At 75.1% G+C, this 15,830-nt stretch carries 15 protein-coding genes; 12 read left to right on the plus strand and 3 right to left on the minus strand.

All coding sequences use genetic code 11. From position 1 onward, the window contains the following. The first annotated feature begins 253 nt into the window (after positions 1-253). The 10 genes from ACFT41_RS30555 to ACFT41_RS30600 all read left to right on the plus strand — a co-directional run bounded on the left by ACFT41_RS30555 (position 254) and on the right by ACFT41_RS30600 (position 9,433). Entirely contained in the window at positions 254-1,237 is a 984-nt protein-coding gene (locus tag ACFT41_RS30555) for a DMT family transporter (protein WP_377589766.1), read from the plus strand. Between the two features lie 118 nt (positions 1,238-1,355). Continuing rightward, positions 1,356-2,756, plus strand: a complete 1,401-nt coding sequence (locus tag ACFT41_RS30560; RefSeq protein ID WP_377589765.1) for a ferric reductase-like transmembrane domain-containing protein — start codon at positions 1,356-1,358, stop codon at positions 2,754-2,756. Between the two features lie 20 nt (positions 2,757-2,776). Beyond that, positions 2,777-3,289, plus strand: a complete 513-nt coding sequence (locus tag ACFT41_RS30565) for an FMN-binding protein (RefSeq protein WP_377589764.1) — start codon at positions 2,777-2,779, stop codon at positions 3,287-3,289. Positions 3,290-3,306: 17 nt separating this feature from the next. Then, complete coding sequence (locus ACFT41_RS30570; protein WP_377589763.1) at positions 3,307-4,119, plus strand: FAD:protein FMN transferase; 813 nt, start codon at positions 3,307-3,309, stop codon at positions 4,117-4,119. Positions 4,120-4,167: 48 nt separating this feature from the next. Further along, positions 4,168-4,656, plus strand: a complete 489-nt coding sequence (locus ACFT41_RS30575) for a YbaK/EbsC family protein (RefSeq protein WP_377589762.1) — start codon at positions 4,168-4,170, stop codon at positions 4,654-4,656. After that, positions 4,653-5,390, plus strand: coding sequence for a monooxygenase (locus ACFT41_RS30580; protein ID WP_377589761.1), 738 nt, complete (start codon positions 4,653-4,655; stop codon positions 5,388-5,390). The genes ACFT41_RS30575 and ACFT41_RS30580 overlap by 4 nt, the downstream gene beginning before the upstream one ends. Further along, positions 5,387-5,971 (plus strand): GNAT family N-acetyltransferase, encoded by a 585-nt coding sequence (locus ACFT41_RS30585; protein WP_377589760.1) that lies wholly within the window; start codon positions 5,387-5,389, stop codon positions 5,969-5,971. Before ACFT41_RS30580 ends, ACFT41_RS30585 begins: the two co-directional genes overlap by 4 nt. Continuing rightward, positions 5,968-6,807, plus strand: a complete 840-nt coding sequence (locus tag ACFT41_RS30590) for a carotenoid biosynthesis protein (RefSeq protein ID WP_377589759.1) — start codon at positions 5,968-5,970, stop codon at positions 6,805-6,807. The genes ACFT41_RS30585 and ACFT41_RS30590 overlap by 4 nt, the downstream gene beginning before the upstream one ends. Then, positions 6,804-7,931 carry a glycosyltransferase gene (locus ACFT41_RS30595; RefSeq protein WP_377589758.1) on the plus strand — a complete coding sequence of 376 codons (1,128 nt, stop codon included), beginning with the start codon at positions 6,804-6,806 and terminating at the stop codon, positions 7,929-7,931. The genes ACFT41_RS30590 and ACFT41_RS30595 overlap by 4 nt, the downstream gene beginning before the upstream one ends. Positions 7,932-7,942: 11 nt before the next feature. Next, positions 7,943-9,433 (plus strand): phytoene desaturase family protein, encoded by a 1,491-nt coding sequence (locus ACFT41_RS30600; protein WP_377589756.1) that lies wholly within the window; start codon positions 7,943-7,945, stop codon positions 9,431-9,433. Between the two features lie 13 nt (positions 9,434-9,446). Here ACFT41_RS30600 and ACFT41_RS30605 read toward each other — a convergent pair whose 3' ends face one another. Together ACFT41_RS30605 and metF are read right to left on the minus strand one after the other, a co-directional pair. Continuing rightward, positions 9,447-10,136, minus strand: a complete 690-nt coding sequence (locus tag ACFT41_RS30605) for a CDP-alcohol phosphatidyltransferase family protein (RefSeq protein ID WP_377589755.1) — start codon at positions 10,134-10,136, stop codon at positions 9,447-9,449. Between the two features lie 43 nt (positions 10,137-10,179). Further along, positions 10,180-11,097, minus strand: coding sequence for a methylenetetrahydrofolate reductase [NAD(P)H] (gene metF / locus ACFT41_RS30610; protein WP_377589754.1), 918 nt, complete (start codon positions 11,095-11,097; stop codon positions 10,180-10,182). A 331-nt stretch (positions 11,098-11,428) separates the two neighbouring features. Between metF and ACFT41_RS30615 the strand changes: the two genes are divergently transcribed. Next, positions 11,429-12,145, plus strand: a complete 717-nt coding sequence (locus ACFT41_RS30615) for a helix-turn-helix domain-containing protein (protein WP_377590352.1) — start codon at positions 11,429-11,431, stop codon at positions 12,143-12,145. Further along, the gene (locus ACFT41_RS30620; RefSeq protein ID WP_377590353.1) at positions 12,064-15,519 is read left to right on the plus strand and encodes a phosphocholine-specific phospholipase C; all 3,456 of its coding nucleotides are present in this window, start codon (positions 12,064-12,066) and stop codon (positions 15,517-15,519) included. Before ACFT41_RS30615 ends, ACFT41_RS30620 begins: the two co-directional genes overlap by 82 nt. 125 nt (positions 15,520-15,644) lie before the next feature. Here ACFT41_RS30620 and ACFT41_RS30625 read toward each other — a convergent pair. Continuing rightward, the coding region (locus ACFT41_RS30625) for a non-reducing end alpha-L-arabinofuranosidase family hydrolase (protein ID WP_377614076.1) at positions 15,645-15,830 on the minus strand (186 nt) is incomplete at its 5' end.

The raw sequence follows: 15,830 nt of genomic DNA on the forward strand, positions 1-15,830 counted from the left end.
GGTCGTGGGCGGCGGGCGACGCTCCTGCCTGACGGGCCCGGACTCGCGACTGCCCGGGGACCCAGGTGCGGCCCGCGGAGCCGCACCGCCCGGGGCCGGCGCCGCGAAACACCACCCCGGGTTGCTGGAACGAACGTTCGAGGCAATCGAACACTCGTTCTAACTACTGCTGACAGTACACCCCGCGCCCGACGAAAACGCAACGTGTGGACGCCCGGCGTGCCGGAACCGACGGCGGCGCTAGCCTCTGCTGGTGACGACTCCCCGCCCCGCCCTCGGTGTCGCCATGGTGCTCGGCTCGGGAGCCCTCTTCGCCGTCAACGGCACGGTCTCCAAGCTGGTGCTCCGGGCCGGCCTGAACGCGCAGCAGCTGACCCTGCTGCGCGCCTTGGGCGCGGTCACCGTCCTGCTGCTGCTGAGCGTCGCGCTGCGCCCGGGCGTCCGCCGGCTGCGGGTCACCGCCCGGCAGCTGCCGCTGCTGCTCGGGTACGGCCTGACCGGCTTCTTCCTCGTGCCGATGCTCTACTTCGTCGCCATCTCCCGGTTGCCGGTCGGGATCGGCCTGCTGTTCGAGTACTCGGCCCCGCTGCTGGTCGCCCTCTGGGCCCGGTTCGGCCAGCGGCACCGGGTCCGCCCCCGGCTCTGGGCCGGCCTGGCGCTGAGCCTCGCCGGGCTGGGCTGCGTGGCCGAGGTGTGGGGCGGGCTGCGGCTGGACGGCCTCGGCATGCTCGCCGGCCTCGGCGCGGCGGTCTTCCTGGCCGGCTACTACGTGCTCGGGGCGCGTGGCGTGCGGGGCCGGGACACCCTGTCGCTGTGCACCTGGGCGTTCGGCGGGTCCGCCGTGGCCGGGCTGCTCACCCGGTCGGTCACCGCCGGCACCGGGGGCTGGGAACCGCTCACCGGCCGCGCCGGAGGCGTGCCGGTCGCGCTGCTCTGCGCGTACGTGGTGGTGCTCGGCTCGGTCGTGCCGTACCTGCTGGTGGCGGGCGCGATGCGGCACCTGCCCGCGACCAGTGTCGGGATCGTCGGCATGGTGGAGCCGGTGCTCGCCGCGGCGGTCGCCTGGGTCGTCATCGGCGCGGGCGAGGCGCTCAACGCCGCCCAGCTCGGCGGCGGCGCGCTGGTGCTGTTCGGGGTGGCGCTGGCCGAGACGGCCCGGGCGGACCCGCCCCGGCAGCAGTCCGTGCCGCCCGCGCCCGACGCCGTCGTCACCGGTGCGCCCGCCGCCGCACGCTGAACGCCGCACGCCCGCCGCCGGGATTCTCAGTACGCGCACAGGTTTCACATAGGGCCGGTCGAGGTCACCGTCGCAGGGTGGACCCCATGAACGTCAGCCGTACCGAAACGATCGTCGGATGAGCGCCGCCGTCGCCGAGCGGCCGGCCACCGCCCGCCCCGTCCCGCCGGGGGCCCCCGGCTGGTGGGCCGACGCGGCCGGTGCCGCCGCCGCGCTCAGCCTGCTCGTGGTCACCGCGCTCTGGACGACCGACCGGGGGGTGCAGGAGCTGCTGTCCGGGGTGGCCACCGGCCTCACCTCCGCCGGCCGGCTCACCGGCCTGCTCAGCGCCGATCTGATGCTGATCCAGGTGGTCCTGATGGCCCGGGTGCCGCTGATCGAGCGGCGCTTCGGCCAGGACCGGATCGCCCGCTGGCACCGGCTCGCCGGCTTCGCCTCGTTCCACCTGCTGCTGGCCCACGTGGCGCTGACCACCATCGGGTACGCCGGCACCGCCCGCGAGGACGTCGTCACGCAGTTCTGGCTGCTGGTCACCGGGTATCCGGGGATGCTGCTGGCCACCGCCGCGCTGGGACTGCTGGTGCTGGTGGTGGGCACCTCCATCCGGGCGGCCCGCCGCCGGCTGCGCTACGAGTCCTGGCACCTGCTGCACCTGTACGCGTACCTGGGGATCGCACTGGCGCTGCCGCACCAGCTCTGGACCGGCGCGGACTTCGTCGCCTCGGCCGCCGCGCGGGCGTACTGGTGGACGGCGTACCTGCTGGCGCTGGGCAGCGTGCTGGCGTTCCGGCTGGGGCTGCCGGCCTGGCGCTCCCTGCGGCACCGGGTCGAGGTGGCGGCGGTGGTGCCCGAGGCGCCCGGCGTGACCTCGGTGTGGCTGCGCGGGCGCGACCTGCACCGGCTGCCCGTACGGGCGGGGCAGTTCTTCTCCTGGCGGTTCCTCGACGGCCCCGGCTGGTCCCGGGCCCACCCGTACTCGCTGTCGGCGCCCCCGTCGGGGGACCTGCTGCGGATCACCGTGAAGGACCTCGGCGACGGCAGCGCCCGGGTGGCCACCCTGCGCCCCGGCACCCGGGTGCTGCTGGAGGGCCCGTACGGGCGGCTGACCGGTGAGCACTGGCGCGGCGGCGGGATCACGATGTTCGCCTGCGGGGTCGGCATCACCCCGCTGCTGGCGCTGCTCTGGGAGCTGCCGTACGCCCCGGGCCAGGCGGTGCTGCTCTACCGCGCGCGTACCGAGGAGGAGATCGCCTTCCGCGCGGAGCTGGACCGGCTCGCGGCCGAGCGCGGGGTGGTGGTGCACCACCTGGTCGGCCCGCGCGCCCGGCGACCGGCCTGGCTGCCGGCGTACGCGGAGGGGACGACCGACGCCGAGGCGCTGCGCCGGCTCTCCCCCGACATCGCCGGCCACGACGTCTTCCTGTGCGGCCCGGACGGCTGGGTCGACGCGGCGCGGGCCGCGACCCGCGCCGCCGGGGTGCCCGACGAGCACACCCACCACGAACGTTTTGCCTGGTGACAGGCGCGAAGGAGGTTTCCATGCGACGGATCACCGTCTGGCTGCTGTCCACCGTGGCGGCGCTGGTGCTGCTGTTCAGCTACAAGACCAGCACGATGGGGGTGGGCGGGGACAGCAGCGCCATCGCCGCCGGCACGGGCGAAAACACCGGCACCAGCTCCGGCTCCGACTCCGGCTCCGACTCCGACTCGTCGGGCGGCTCATCCTCCGGTGGTTCCTCGGCCGACTCCTCCTCCGGCGGCTCGTCGAGCAGCGGGTCGGGGCAGTACGACGGGTCGGTGGCGCAGACCCGGTGGGGGCCGGTGCAGGTCCGGATCACCGTCTCCGGCGGGAAGATCACCGACGTCACCGCGCTCCAGGTGCCCGACGGCAACCACCGGGACCAGCAGATCAACGACTACGCGGTGCCGATCCTGCGGCAGTCGGCCCTGGCCGCGCAGAGCGCCGACATCGACACGGTCTCCGGGGCCACCGTCACCAGCGACGGCTACCGGGAGTCCCTCCAGGCCGCCATCGACGCGGCGCACCTGTGAACGGGAAGGTGAACACGATGGCCACGACCACCGAACCGGACCGGCGGGCCTGGGTGACGCAGGTGATGGGCCTGCCGGTGAGCGTGCACCTGCGCGGGCCCGGGGTGCGCGACGACGCCGTCGCCGCCCGGGTGGAGACGTTCTTCGCCGAGCTGCGCACGGCCGACGACACGTTCAGCACGTACCGGCCGGACAGCGCGCTCGGCCGGCTCGACGGCCGGCTGCCCGACGCGGCCACCGCCGACCCGCTGGTGCGGGAGGTGGTCGAGCTGTGCGAGCTGGCCCGGCTGCGCACCGGCGGCCGGTTCGACGCCCGGCGGCTGCCGCTGCCGCGCGGCGGCGTCGGCTTCGACCCGTCCGGGCTGGTCAAGGGCTGGGCGGTCGAGCGCGCCGCCCGGTGGCTGACCGACCTGGCCGGCCACGACGTGTGCCTCAACGCCGGGGGCGACGTGCTGCTGCGCGCCGCGCCCGACCGGCCGGCCTGGCGGGTCGGCGTCGAGGATCCGCAGCGCCCGGGGCACCTGCTCGACGTGCTGGAGCGGGCCGGCGGCGCGGTCGCCACCTCCGGCACCGCCCGGCGCGGCACGCACATCACCGACCCGCGCGCCGGCCGGCCCGCCGAGGCCGTCCGGTCGGTCACCGTGGTCGGCCCCGAACTGCTCTGGGCCGACGTGTACGCCACGGCGGCCGTCGCCGGGGGCCCGGACGCCCTGGACTGGCTGGCCACCCTCGACGGGTACGCCGCCCTGCTGGTGGCCGCCGACGGCCGGGTCCGGACCACCCAGGACTGGCCGGGCACCCGACCGACGGCGTGGGTCGGCGCGGCGTAGCCGTAGGTGGGTGCGACGGGCGCGGCGACGGCGGGGAGAATGAGCGGCATGCAGCCACACCCGAACGTGCGGGCCGTGCAGGAGGCCCTCGAGGCCACGGGCGCGCGGGACGGCTCCGGCCGGCCCAGCGAGGTCCGCCTGCTGCCCGCGGCGGTGCACACCGCCGCGGCGGCGGCCGACGCCCTCGGCGTCGACGTCGGCGCCATCGCGAACTCGCTCATCTTCGCCGCCGACGGCGCGCCGCTGCTGGTGCTCACCTCCGGCGCGCACCGGGTGGACACGGCCGGCCTGGCCGCGCACCTCGGGGTGACCCACCTGCGCCGGGCCACCCCCGAGTTCGTCCGCGCCCACACCGGCCAGCCGATCGGCGGCGTCGCCCCGATCGGCCACCCCGAGCCGCTGCGCACCCTCGTCGACGTGGCTTTGGAACGCCACGACGAGGTCTGGGCTGCCGGCGGGGTCCCCCAGGCGGTCTTTCCCACGACGTACGCGGAGCTGCTGCGGATCACCGTCGGCGCCGCGACCGAGGTGGCGTGAACGGCGTCCCCGAGCTGGTCACCCTGCACGTCTGGCGGATCGGCCGGGCCGCCCTGCCCGGCGCGCTGGCCCGGATGGCGACGCACCCGGCGCGGCTGCGCCGCATCCCCGGGGTCCGGTTCGGCAAACTGCTCGGCACGGGGACGGGCACCGGCTTCGGCCCCGGCGACGCCGACCCGGCCCGCTGGGCGGCCCTCGCCGTCTGGGACTCCCCGGCCGACGCCGCCGGCTTCGACGCCTCGCCGGTGGGCCGCTCCTGGGCCCGCATCGCCCGCTCGTCGGTGCGGGTCGACCTGCGCCCGCTGACCAGCCGGGGCGAGTGGTCCGGGCGGCGGCCGTTCGGCGAGCCCTCCGGCGGCCGGATCGCCGGGCCGGTGCTGGCGCTGACCCGGGCCCGGCTGCGGGCCCGCCGGGCGGCCACCTTCTGGCGGGCCGTCCCGCCGGTGGCCGCCGCCCTGCACGCCGCGCCCGGCCTGCTGGCCCGGTTCGGCGTCGGCGAGGCCCCGCTGGGCTGGCAGGGCACGGTCAGCGTGTGGCGCGATCCGGCGGACCTCGTCGCGTTCGCGTACCGTCACCCCGAGCACCGCGCCGCGATCGCGCGCACCCCCACCGAGGGGTGGTACGCGGAGGAGCTCTTCGCGCGGTTCGAGGTGCGCGACGTGGTCGGCGACCGGGCGGTGCTGGGGTGGGTCGCCGACGGCGACGCGGCAACGGCGAAGGATGGGCGGGCATGAGGTTGGTGCGCTGGACGCCGGACGACCTGGTCCGGCGGCTGGACGACGTGGTGGCCGTCTACGGCGAGGCGATGAACTACCGGGCCGACCTGCTGGAGGCCCGGCGCGGCTACATCGCCACCCACGTGCGCCGGCCCGGCTTCCGCGCCGTGGCCAGCCTCACCTCCGAGGGTCACCTGGCCGGCTTCGGATACGGCTACCTCGGCACGCCCGGCCAGTGGTGGCACGACCAGGTGCACCGGGCGCTGACCGCCGACGCCCGGCGGCGCTGGCTCACCGACTGCTTCGAGGTCGTCGAGTTGCACGTCCGGCCGCCCGCCCAGGGGCACCGCCTGGGCACCCGGCAGCTCACCGCCCTGCTCACCATGGCGCCGGGCAGCACCACCCTGCTCTCCACGCCCGAGGCCGACGAGCAGCGCTCCCGGGCCTGGCGGCTGTACCGCCGGTTCGGCTTCGTCGACGTTTTGCGCCACTTCCACTTCCCCGGCGACGAACGCCCGTTCGGCATCCTCGGCCGGGACCTCCCGCTCACCGCCCCGGCCCCGGCCGCCTCCAGCCCCGCCGCCCCGGCCGCGCCGTGACCCGGGCGGGGCGGCGGCCGCTGCTGCCCTGGGCGGGGCTGGGCGCGCTGGTCCTGGCCCAGGTCTGCTACCCACTCACCGCCGGCGCCACCCGGGCCGGGCTGACGGTGGCCACCGTCGTGCTCGGCTATTTCCTCTCGGTCGGCCACGCGCTGCTGACCCGGGGGCCCCGCACGGCGGCGGCGCTGGTCGCGGTGGCCACCGGCGGCGGCTTCGCCATCGAGGCCCTCGGGGTGGCCACCGGCTTCCCGTTCGGCAGCTACGACTACTCCGGCGAGCTGGGCCCGAAGCTGGCCGGGGTGCCGCTGATCATCCCCCTGGCCTGGACCTGGATGGCCTGGCCCGCCTGGCTCGCGGCGGCCCGGCTCGTCTCCCCCGGCGTCGCCCGGGTGGCCCTCGCAGCCGTCGGGCTGGCCGCCTGGGACCTGTTCCTCGACCCGCAGATGGTCGCCGAGGGCTACTGGGTGTGGCGGGACGCCACACCCGCGCTGCCCGGCCTGCCCGGCGTGCCCGTCAGCAACTACCTCGGCTGGCTGCTCTTCGCGGTGCTGCTGATGGTGGCGCTGCGCCCGCTGGCCGGGCCGACCGTCGACCGGGCCGGCCCCGGCGACGCCCCGATGTTCGCGCTCTACCTGTGGACGTACGGCTCCAGCATCCTGGCCCACGCGCTCTTCCTCGGTCTGCCCGCGTCGGCGGTGTGGGGCGCGGCCGGCATGGCGAGCGCCGCCGTGCCGCTGGCCCTGACGCTGCGCCGCGAACGCCAGCAGGACCGGCAGCGGCAGCAGGACCAGCAGCGGCAGCGGCAGCAGGGCCCGCCCGCCGACGCGACCGCATGACCGGCATCCTGCTGCTCCTCGCCGCCGTCGCCGTGCTCACCGCGCACACCTGGGTCAACGCCACCCGGTGGTTGCGCCGCCCGACCGGCGGGCCCGTCGAGGTCACCGAGGCCGTCGCGGTGCTGCTGCCGCTGCGCGACGAGGCCGACCGGGTCACCCCGTGCCTTCAGTCGCTGCTCGCCCAGCGCGGCGTGCCCGACCTGCGGATCGTGGTGCTCGACGACGGCTCCACCGACGGCACCGCCGACGTGGTCCGCGCGGTCACCGGCGACGACGACCGGGTCACCCTGCTCACCGGCGACGCCCCGCCGCCGGGCTGGCTGGGCAAGCCGCACGCCTGCCACCAGCTCGCCACCCGCGCCGACCCGGCAGCCACCGCGCTGACCTTCGTCGACGCCGACGTCGTCCTCGCCCCGTACGCGGTGGCGGCGGCCGTCGCCGAGCTGCGCGCCGCGCGGGTGACGCTGCTGTCGCCGTACCCGGGGATCGTGACCCGGACCGCGGCGGACCGGCTGGTGCAGCCGCTGCTGCAGTGGCTGTGGCTGACCTTCCTGCCGCTGCGGGCGATGGAGCGCTCGCCGCGGCCGTCGCTGGCGGCGGCCGGCGGGCAGTTCCTCGTGGTCGACCGGGCCGGCTACGCGGCGGCCGGCGGGCACGCCGCCGTGGCCGACCGGGTGCTGGAGGACGTCGAGCTGGCCCGCGCGATCAAGCGGTCCGGCGGCCGGATCGCGCTGGCCGACGGCTCCCGGCTGGCCACCTGCCGGATGTACGACGACTGGCGGCAGCTGCGCGACGGCTACACCAAGTCGCTGTGGGCCTCGTTCGGCCACCCCGGCGCGGCGGCGGCCGTGGTGGCGACGCTGCTGCTGCTCTACACCGCTCCCCCGCTGGTGGCGCTGGCCGCCCTGCTGGCCGGCGCACCGACCGTCGCGGCCCTGGCGGCGCTGGCCTGGCTGCTCGGGGTGGCCGGGCGGGCGGTCAGCGCCCGCGCCACCGGCGGCCGGTGGTGGCCCGACGCGCTCGGCCACCCCGTGTCGGTCGCGGTCCTCGGTTGGCTGACCGCGCGGTCGTACCATCTGCGGAAGCGACGCCGCCTGTCCTGGCGGGGTCGCCCGGTCAGCTAGGAGGGCACGTCATGGCGCGGATCGTGGTCGTCGGTGCCGGGGTGGGTGGGCTGGCCACCGCCGCCCGGCTGGCCGCCACCGGGCACGAGGTGACCGTCTTCGAGCGGGCCGGCACGGTCGGCGGCAAACTCGGCCGGTACGTCCACGACACCCCGGCCGGGTCGTTCCACTTCGACACCGGGCCCAGCCTGCTCACCCTCCCGGAGGTCTTCCACGACCTGTTCGAGGCGACCGGCGCGAAGCTCGACGAGTATCTCGACCTGGCCCCGCTGGACCCGATCGTCCGGCACGTCTTCCCCGGCGGCGGGCCCACCCTCGACTCCTGCGCCGACCCGGCCGAGTTCGCCGCCCGCGTCGGCGCGGCGTTCGGCGACCGGGCCGCCGCCGACTGGCAGCGGCTGTGGCGGCGCGCCGCCCGGGTCTGGGACGCCTCGCACCGGGACATCCTGCGCCGGGCCATCGACTCGCCGCTGGACCTGGCCGCGCTGGCCTGGCGGCTGGGCGACCTCGCCGCCATCGCCCCCGGGCGCACCCTGCGCGGGCTGGGCCGCTGGCACCTGGCCGACCCCCGGCTGCGAATGCTGCTGGACCGGTACGCCACCTACGCCGGGGCCGACCCGCGTCGGGCCCCGGCCGCGCTCGTCGCCGTCCCGTACGCCGAGCTGGCGTTCGGCGGCTGGTACCTGCGCGGCGGCCTGGGCACCCTCGCCGACGCGCTGCTGACCCGCTGCCTGGACCTGGGCGTGGTCGTGCGGACCGGCACCGCGGTCACCCGCATCGACGCGGCGGGCGGCCGGGTCCACGGGGTACGCCTCGCCGGCGTCGCCGCGCCCGTGCCCGCCGACGTGGTGGTGGCCAACGTCGACGCGCTGACCCTCTACCGGGACCTGCTGCCCAGCCCTCGCCGGCTGGCCGGGCTCACCGACCGCAGCCTCGCCGGCTTCGTGCTGCTGCTCGGGGTGGCCGGCGAGACCGGCCTGGCCCACCACAACGTGTTCTTCCCGCGCGACTACGACGCCGAGTTCGACGCGGTCTTCGGCCACCCCGGGCGGGGCGTGCGGGCCCGGCCCGCCCCCGACCCGACCGTCTTCGTCACCGTGGCCGGCGACCCGGCGGTGCGCCCCGACGGGCACGAGGCGTGGTTCGTGCTGGTCAACGCGCCCCGCCACGGCACCGCCACGGGCGCGGTGGACTGGCGGCGGCCGGGCCTGGCCGAGGCGTACGCCGACCGGGTCCTCGACGTGCTCGCCCAGCGCGGCATGGACGTGCGCGACCGGCTGGTGTTCCGGGAGGTGCGCACCCCGGCCGACCTGGACGCCGCCACCGGCGCGCCGGGCGGCTCGATCTACGGCACGGCCGGCGGCCTGCTGCGGCCGGCGAACCGGGGGCCGGCGGCCGGGCTGTGGCTGGTCGGCGGCTCCGGGCATCCCGGGGGCGGCCTGCCGATGGTCGCCCTCTCCGCGCAGATCGTCGCCGACGCCATCGGCCCTGCCTGGGAGTAAGGACGGCGGCGGGTCAGCCCGCCTCGATGAGGGCGCGGCGGACGGCGGCGAACAGCTGGCCCAGCCCGAAGCCGGCCAACAGCACCCAGACGGCGGTGGCCATGGTGATCGTGCCCGCAGTCAGGTCCGGGTCGATCAGCCCGGCCAGGCCGGACAGCAGCAGCCCGACCAGGGCCACGCAGACCCGGGTGGGACGCTCCCCCACGGTGACCGCGCCGATCTCCCGCATCCCGGCCGACACCGACCGCGCCCGGACGTACTCGTGCAGCCAGGACAGCCCGCCGGCGGCGGCGACCAGCGCGCCCGGCGCGCCCACCAGCCAGAACGCGGCCAGCCAGGCGGCCTCGCCGAGCCGGTCGGCCACCGAGTCGTAGACGTAGCCGAGCCGGGTGGTGCGGTTGGTGGCCACCGCCACCGCGCCGTCGACGCTGTCGGCCACCGAGGCGGCCAGCACGAACAGCGCCGCGAGCACCGGCCCGCTCACCGGCCGGACGGCGAACAGCGGTACGCAGAGGCAGAGCAGCACCCCCGCCACGGTGACGGCGGTCGGGGTGACCCGGAGCCGGCCCAGCGCGTACCCGAGGTGGTAGGCGAACCGCAGCCAGGCGCGGACCACCGGGGCCGCCGCCCGGGGGTCGAAGCCCCCGTGCAGCCGCGCCCACGCCGTCGCGTACTCGTCCCAGTTCAGCGAAGTGCCCACCACGGAACAACCGTCGCACCGGCGCTGTGGTGTCGCGCCACTGGGGTCACATCCGCGCGCCGACCTGCAACTGCTGCCAGACCTCCCGGGTCGCGGTGGACCGGTTGAGGGTGATGAAGTGGATGCCGGGCACGCCCTCGTCGAGCAGTCGCCGGCACATCTCGGCCGCCTGCTCGATGCCGAGCCGACGGACCGCCTCCGGGTCGTCTGCCACCTCGGCGAAGCGCGCGGCCAGGGCCGGCGGGAAGGGTGCCCCGGACAGCTGCACGGACCGCTCGATCGTGCTGAGCTGCGTGACGGGCATCACCCCGGCCAGGATCGGGGTGTCGCAGCCCGTCGCCGCCACCCGGTCCCGCAGCCGCAGGTAGTCGTCGGCGTCGAAGAACATCTGGGTGATCGCGAACTCCGCCCCGGCCCGGCACTTGCGGACGAAGTGCGCGGTGTCGCTGGCCACGTCGGGCGAGCGCGGGTGCTTGTACGGAAACGCGGCCACCCCGACGCTGAAGTCACCGGAGTCGCGCACCAGCCGCACCAGGTCCTCGGCGTAGAGCACCCCCTCGGGGTGGCGGACCCACTCCCCACCCGGGTCGCCCGGCGGGTCGCCCCGCACGGCCAGCACGTTGCGCACCCCGACGCCGGCCAACCGGCCGATGACGTTGCGCAGCTCGGCGACGGAGTGGTTGACGGCGGTGAGGTGCGCCATCGGCAGCAGGGTGGTCTCGGTGGCGATCCGCTCGGTCACCGCGACCGTGGTGTCCCGGGTCGACCCGCCCGCGCCGTAGGTGATCGAGACGAACGAGGGACGCAGCGACTCCAGCTCGCGGATCGCCTGCCACAGCAGCCGCTCGCCCTGAGGTGTCTTGGGCGGGAAGAACTCGAACGAGAAGGTGGGCTGACGGTCACGGATCAGCTCCCCGATCGCCGGCTGCGGATTGGGAAGGACCGATGGTAGACCGAGAGCCATGGACCGACTCTAGCGGGCGAGGCGCACCGTACCCAGGACCTTCCCACCTGACGCGACCGCCCCGTGACCGCCACCCGAGCGCCCCGTGACCGCCACGCGACCCCCGCGCGCGGGCCCGGCACGGGCGGCGGCCGGGCGGCGGCCGGGCGGCGGCAGGGCGGCGGCCGGGCGGCGGCAGGGCGGCGGCAGGGCGGAACGTCGTACCCCCGGGGTAGACAGGCGGTAGCGCGGACGGGGCCCGCGCGGGGGTCAGCACCGACCGGCGGCGCGCCGGCCCGCCCGGGGTGGGCAGGCCGACGCCGCCCTCGCGCCGACCCCTGCCGGAGGACCGATGACGCCGCCCACGCCGCCCGGCCCCGAGCCGCTCGGGCCGCTGCTCGCCCGGCTCCGGCAGGCCCGGGGCCGCAGCCAGCAGGACCTCGCCGCCGAGCTCTGCGCCGCCTCGGGCGTGCCCACGTTGAGCCGGCACGAGGTGTCCCGCTGGGAACGGCAGCTCCGGGTGCCGGGAGGCTTCTGGCTGGGCTGGCTCGCCGTGGTCCTGGCCACCCCGGTCGAGCTGCTGGCCGATGCCGCCGGGCGCAGCCGGCTGGTCCGGCACGCCCACGAGCCGGCGGTACGACGACACTCCGCCCGCGCCGGCACGCCACCCACGCTCCCCGATCCTCTCCGCGACGCGGCCAGCAGCCCAGCTGGCCCACCTGACGCACCCCGGTCAGGTGAGCCGCTGCTCGGAAGGAAATCCGTCAACACGGCAAGGGGATCCTTACGGAAGGGGATTCGTCAGCGTTTGATCGACTCCATATCGCCGACATTGCGGGGTCCAGCCCTCCCGGATACGCCCACTTTGCCGACATCAAACGCGGCCATACAAACGGCGCAACGTTCCACAGTGGAAATTGAACACTCGATGAAGTTTCACCACTCAAGGGTTACCTTGTGCTATCGGCGCGACCTAGTCTCCGCCCCATGTCTGAGATCTCCCGCCGCAAGCTTCTCGGTGCCGTCGCTGGCGGCACGGCGCTTTCTTTACTGCCCCCGTCAGTGCTGAAGGCGATGGCAGCACCGCTGCCTCCCGGTGGCCTGAACGCAATCGAACACGTCATCATCCTGATGCAGGAGAATCGTTCCTTCGACAACTACTACGGCACCCTCAAGGGCGTGCGCGGCTTCGGCGACCGCACACCGCTGCGCCTGCCCACCGGGGCCAGCGTCTTCGAGCAGCCGCGACCCGGCGGTGGCAAGGTCCTGCCGTTCTCGGCCCGGCAGGCGGCGGTCGACGCCGGTCGCCCCGAGAGCGACATCCAGTACCTCGGCGCGCTCCCGCACGGCTTCTCCGACGCCAACCAGGCGCGGGCGAACGGCTGGTGGAACGACTGGGTCGCGGCCAAGGGCCAGAGCACCATGGCCTTCTACGACCGGCGCGACATTCCCCTCCAGTACGAACTGGCCGACCGTTTCACCATCTGCGACGCCTACTTCTGCTCGGTCTACGGATCGACCAACCCCAACCGCAACTACCTGTGGACCGGCACGACCGGCTACGAGCCGGACGGCGTCAACCGGGCTGTCACCAACGCCGCCTACTCCTACGCCCACGCGGGCTACCAGTGGACGACGTACCCCGAGCGTCTGGAGGCCGCCGGCGTCTCCTGGCAGATCTACCAGGAATGGGACAACTTCACCGACAACGCGGTCGAGTACTTCCGGCCCTGGAAGGAGATCGGCCGGAAGATCCTTTCCAAGGTCAGCGGCCAGTACTCCACCACGGAGCAGTTCTACGACGGCCTGTTCGGCAAGACCGCAGACGAGCGGAAGGCCGCACTGGCCCAGTTCCAGCAGGGCGTCGATTCGCTGACCGAGGCGGAGCGCCGGTTGTTCATGCGGGGCGCCTACCGCTCCGAGCCGGACACCCTCGTCCAGCGACTCAGGTCCGACATCAAGAACGGCACGCTGCCGAAGGTGAGTTGGCTGGTTCCGACGGCGGCGCTCTCCGAGCACCCCGGCACCTCCACCCCGGTCGGCAGCGCCAACCTCATCTACGACATCCTCGACGCCATCGCGAGCGACCCGAAGACCTGGTCGAAGACGGCTCTGTTCATCAACTTCGACGAGAACGACGGCTACTTCGACCACGTGCCCGCCCCGGTCGCGCCCCGGCCGGACTCCGGCAACAGCGACGACTGGTTCAACGGCCTTCCGGTCGGCCCCGGCCCCCGGGTGCCGATGACGGTCGTCTCACCGTGGACGGTGGGCGGTTTCGTCTGCTCGGAGGCCTTCGACCACACCTCGGTCATCCGGTTCCTGGAGAAGTGGACCGGCGTCCAGGAGCCCAACATCAGCGCCTGGCGCCGCAGCGTCTTCGGCGACCTGACCTCCGCCTTCGACTTCAAGCGCAAGCACTCGCAGCCCGAGGTGGAGCAGCCCGGCCCGGTGCCACCGGCGGTCGGCCGCTGGAACCCCGCACCGCCGAAGAACCAGGCGCTTCCGGCGCAGGAGACCGGCACCCGCCGGACGCGGCCCTTGCCGTACCGCCTGTCCCTGCGGGCCGACGTCACCGGCACCGGCGTCCGCCTGCGGCTCGGAAACGCGGGCACCACCGCCTCGACGTTCACCGCCTACCCCGCTGACGGCACCACCCCACATCCGTGGACCGTCCCCGCGGCCGGGACCGCCGACAACACGATCGGGTACGGTGCCGACGGCTACGACCTGCAGGTCACTGCCCCCGGCTGGTCCGTCTGGAAGCTGCGCGGCACCGGTGTGGGCGCCGAGGCGTACCTGGTCGAGCAGGCCGCGCCCGGCCAGGTGAAGGTGAAGTGCGCCAACCCCTCCACCACCACCCGCAGGCTCCTCGTCGGCGAGTCGGTCTACCCGCGCAACGCTGGCCACCGTGGACGGCCACGTCACCCTCTCCAGACCGTCACCCTCGCGCCCGGCGAGACCCGGACCGTGCCCATCCACCTTGCCGACCACGGCTGGTACGACGTCGTGGTCGTCGACCTGCGAGACCCGTCGTTCCTGCGCCGGATGACCGGCCGCCTGGCCGACTGCAAGCCCGGCGTCACCGACCCGGCGACCGGTACCGCCCCGGCGCTGGCCGCGACGATCACCCTGCCGGAGGCGCTGCCCTCCCTGGACACGCCATTCGCGCAGAGCAGCCCGACCGATGTCGTCGTCACCGTGCGGAACCAGGGCAGCACCAGGATCGACCGGCTCTCGGTCGCCCTGCTCGCCCCCTCCGGCTGGACGGTCGAGCGGACCGTCGCGGCGCCGAAGGTGATCGCCGCCGGGGGCTCAGCCGAGGTGCGCTTCACCGTCACGCCGGCCGCTGACGCCACCGCAGGCAGCCTGGTGGTCGCCGCCCACGGCGACGGCGACGGTCTGCTGAGGCTCGCCGACGCAGGTGTTGGCTTCCGGGTCGCCCCGGCGATGACCGTCTCGCTGACCGGTCCTGCGAGTTCGCCCGGCACCGACGGCACCGTGCTCTCGCCGGGCAGGCCGGTCACCGTGACCGCCACCGTCACCAACGCCGGCGGCGCCCCGCTCACCGGCCTGGCAGCCACGCTGGTCCTCCCGACGGGCTGGACCGCCACCCCCAGGGGCGACGTGCCGGCGGCCGTCGCGGCCCGCTCCTCCGCCCGCCTGGAGTGGGACGTCGTCGCGCCCGCCTCGGCGGCGCGTGCCTCCGGCAGCCTCAAGGCGACCGTCACGGCGGATCTGCGCGGCAGCGCCCAGCAGGTGACCGCGTCCCTGCCGGCCAAGACCGGGCCCGTCATGACCGGCTACCTGCTCGCGGAGGACTTCGAGTCCGTCGCCCCCACGCTCGCTGCGGCGGCCGACCTCAGCCGGCCCGGCCTCCTCGGCTGGACGCGGACCACCCCCGAGGGCTGGGCGGTCACCAACGCGCCGGGGATGCCGCAGGGCACCCGGGAGTTGCAGGGCTGGACCTTCCTGTCCAAGCAGTTCTGGTTCCCCGGCGGGCAGAACCGCCCCAACTTCAGCCGGTCCCTCGGCGTGGTCGCGGTTGCCGACCCCGACGACTGGGACGACAACGGCAGCCCGTCCGGCCAGGGCCAGTTCGACTCGACCCTGACCAGCCCGGCGGTCGCCATCCCGTCGGGCACCTCCACCCTCCACCTGGGCTTCGACTCCCACTACCGTCAGGAGAGCCCACAGGAGGCCGAGGTCACCGTCCAGTTCGACACCGGCGCCGAGGTCAAGGTGCTGCACTACAGCAGCGCGACCTCCGGAAACACCAACCAGGGTCAGGACCAGGAGAACCGGCTCGTCCAGCTCTCCTGCCCTGTCCCGGCTGGGGCCGCCTCGGCAAAGGTCAACTTCCGGATCTTCAATGCCGGCAACAACTGGTACTGGGCGATCGACAACATCCGCCTGGGCACCAGCCCGATCGCCGACGCCTGACCGGCCAGCGGCCTGACCGCCTCGCGCGGGGTTCGGTCCGGTACGAGGTGTCGAGCGGACGCGGCGGGCCCGGCCTGCGCCGGGCCCGCCGCTTGAACTCACGCCACTAGCGTTGGCTCACGCCGTCAGCGTTGCAGGGTCAGCAGGCCCGGCCGGTACGGCAGGAGGCCGTAGTCGACGCCGTTGGAGCTGGGGGAACGCCCCTGGTAGAGCAGCTGGAGGTTGCAGGGATCGACGGTGAACGTCTGGTCGGCGGTGGTACGGATCAGCTCGCCGTGGCTGATGTCGTTGGTCCAGGTGGCACCGCTGTT

Source organism: Micromonospora sp. NPDC057141, from assembly GCF_042670805.1.
GTDB lineage: Bacteria > Actinomycetota > Actinomycetes > Mycobacteriales > Micromonosporaceae > Micromonospora.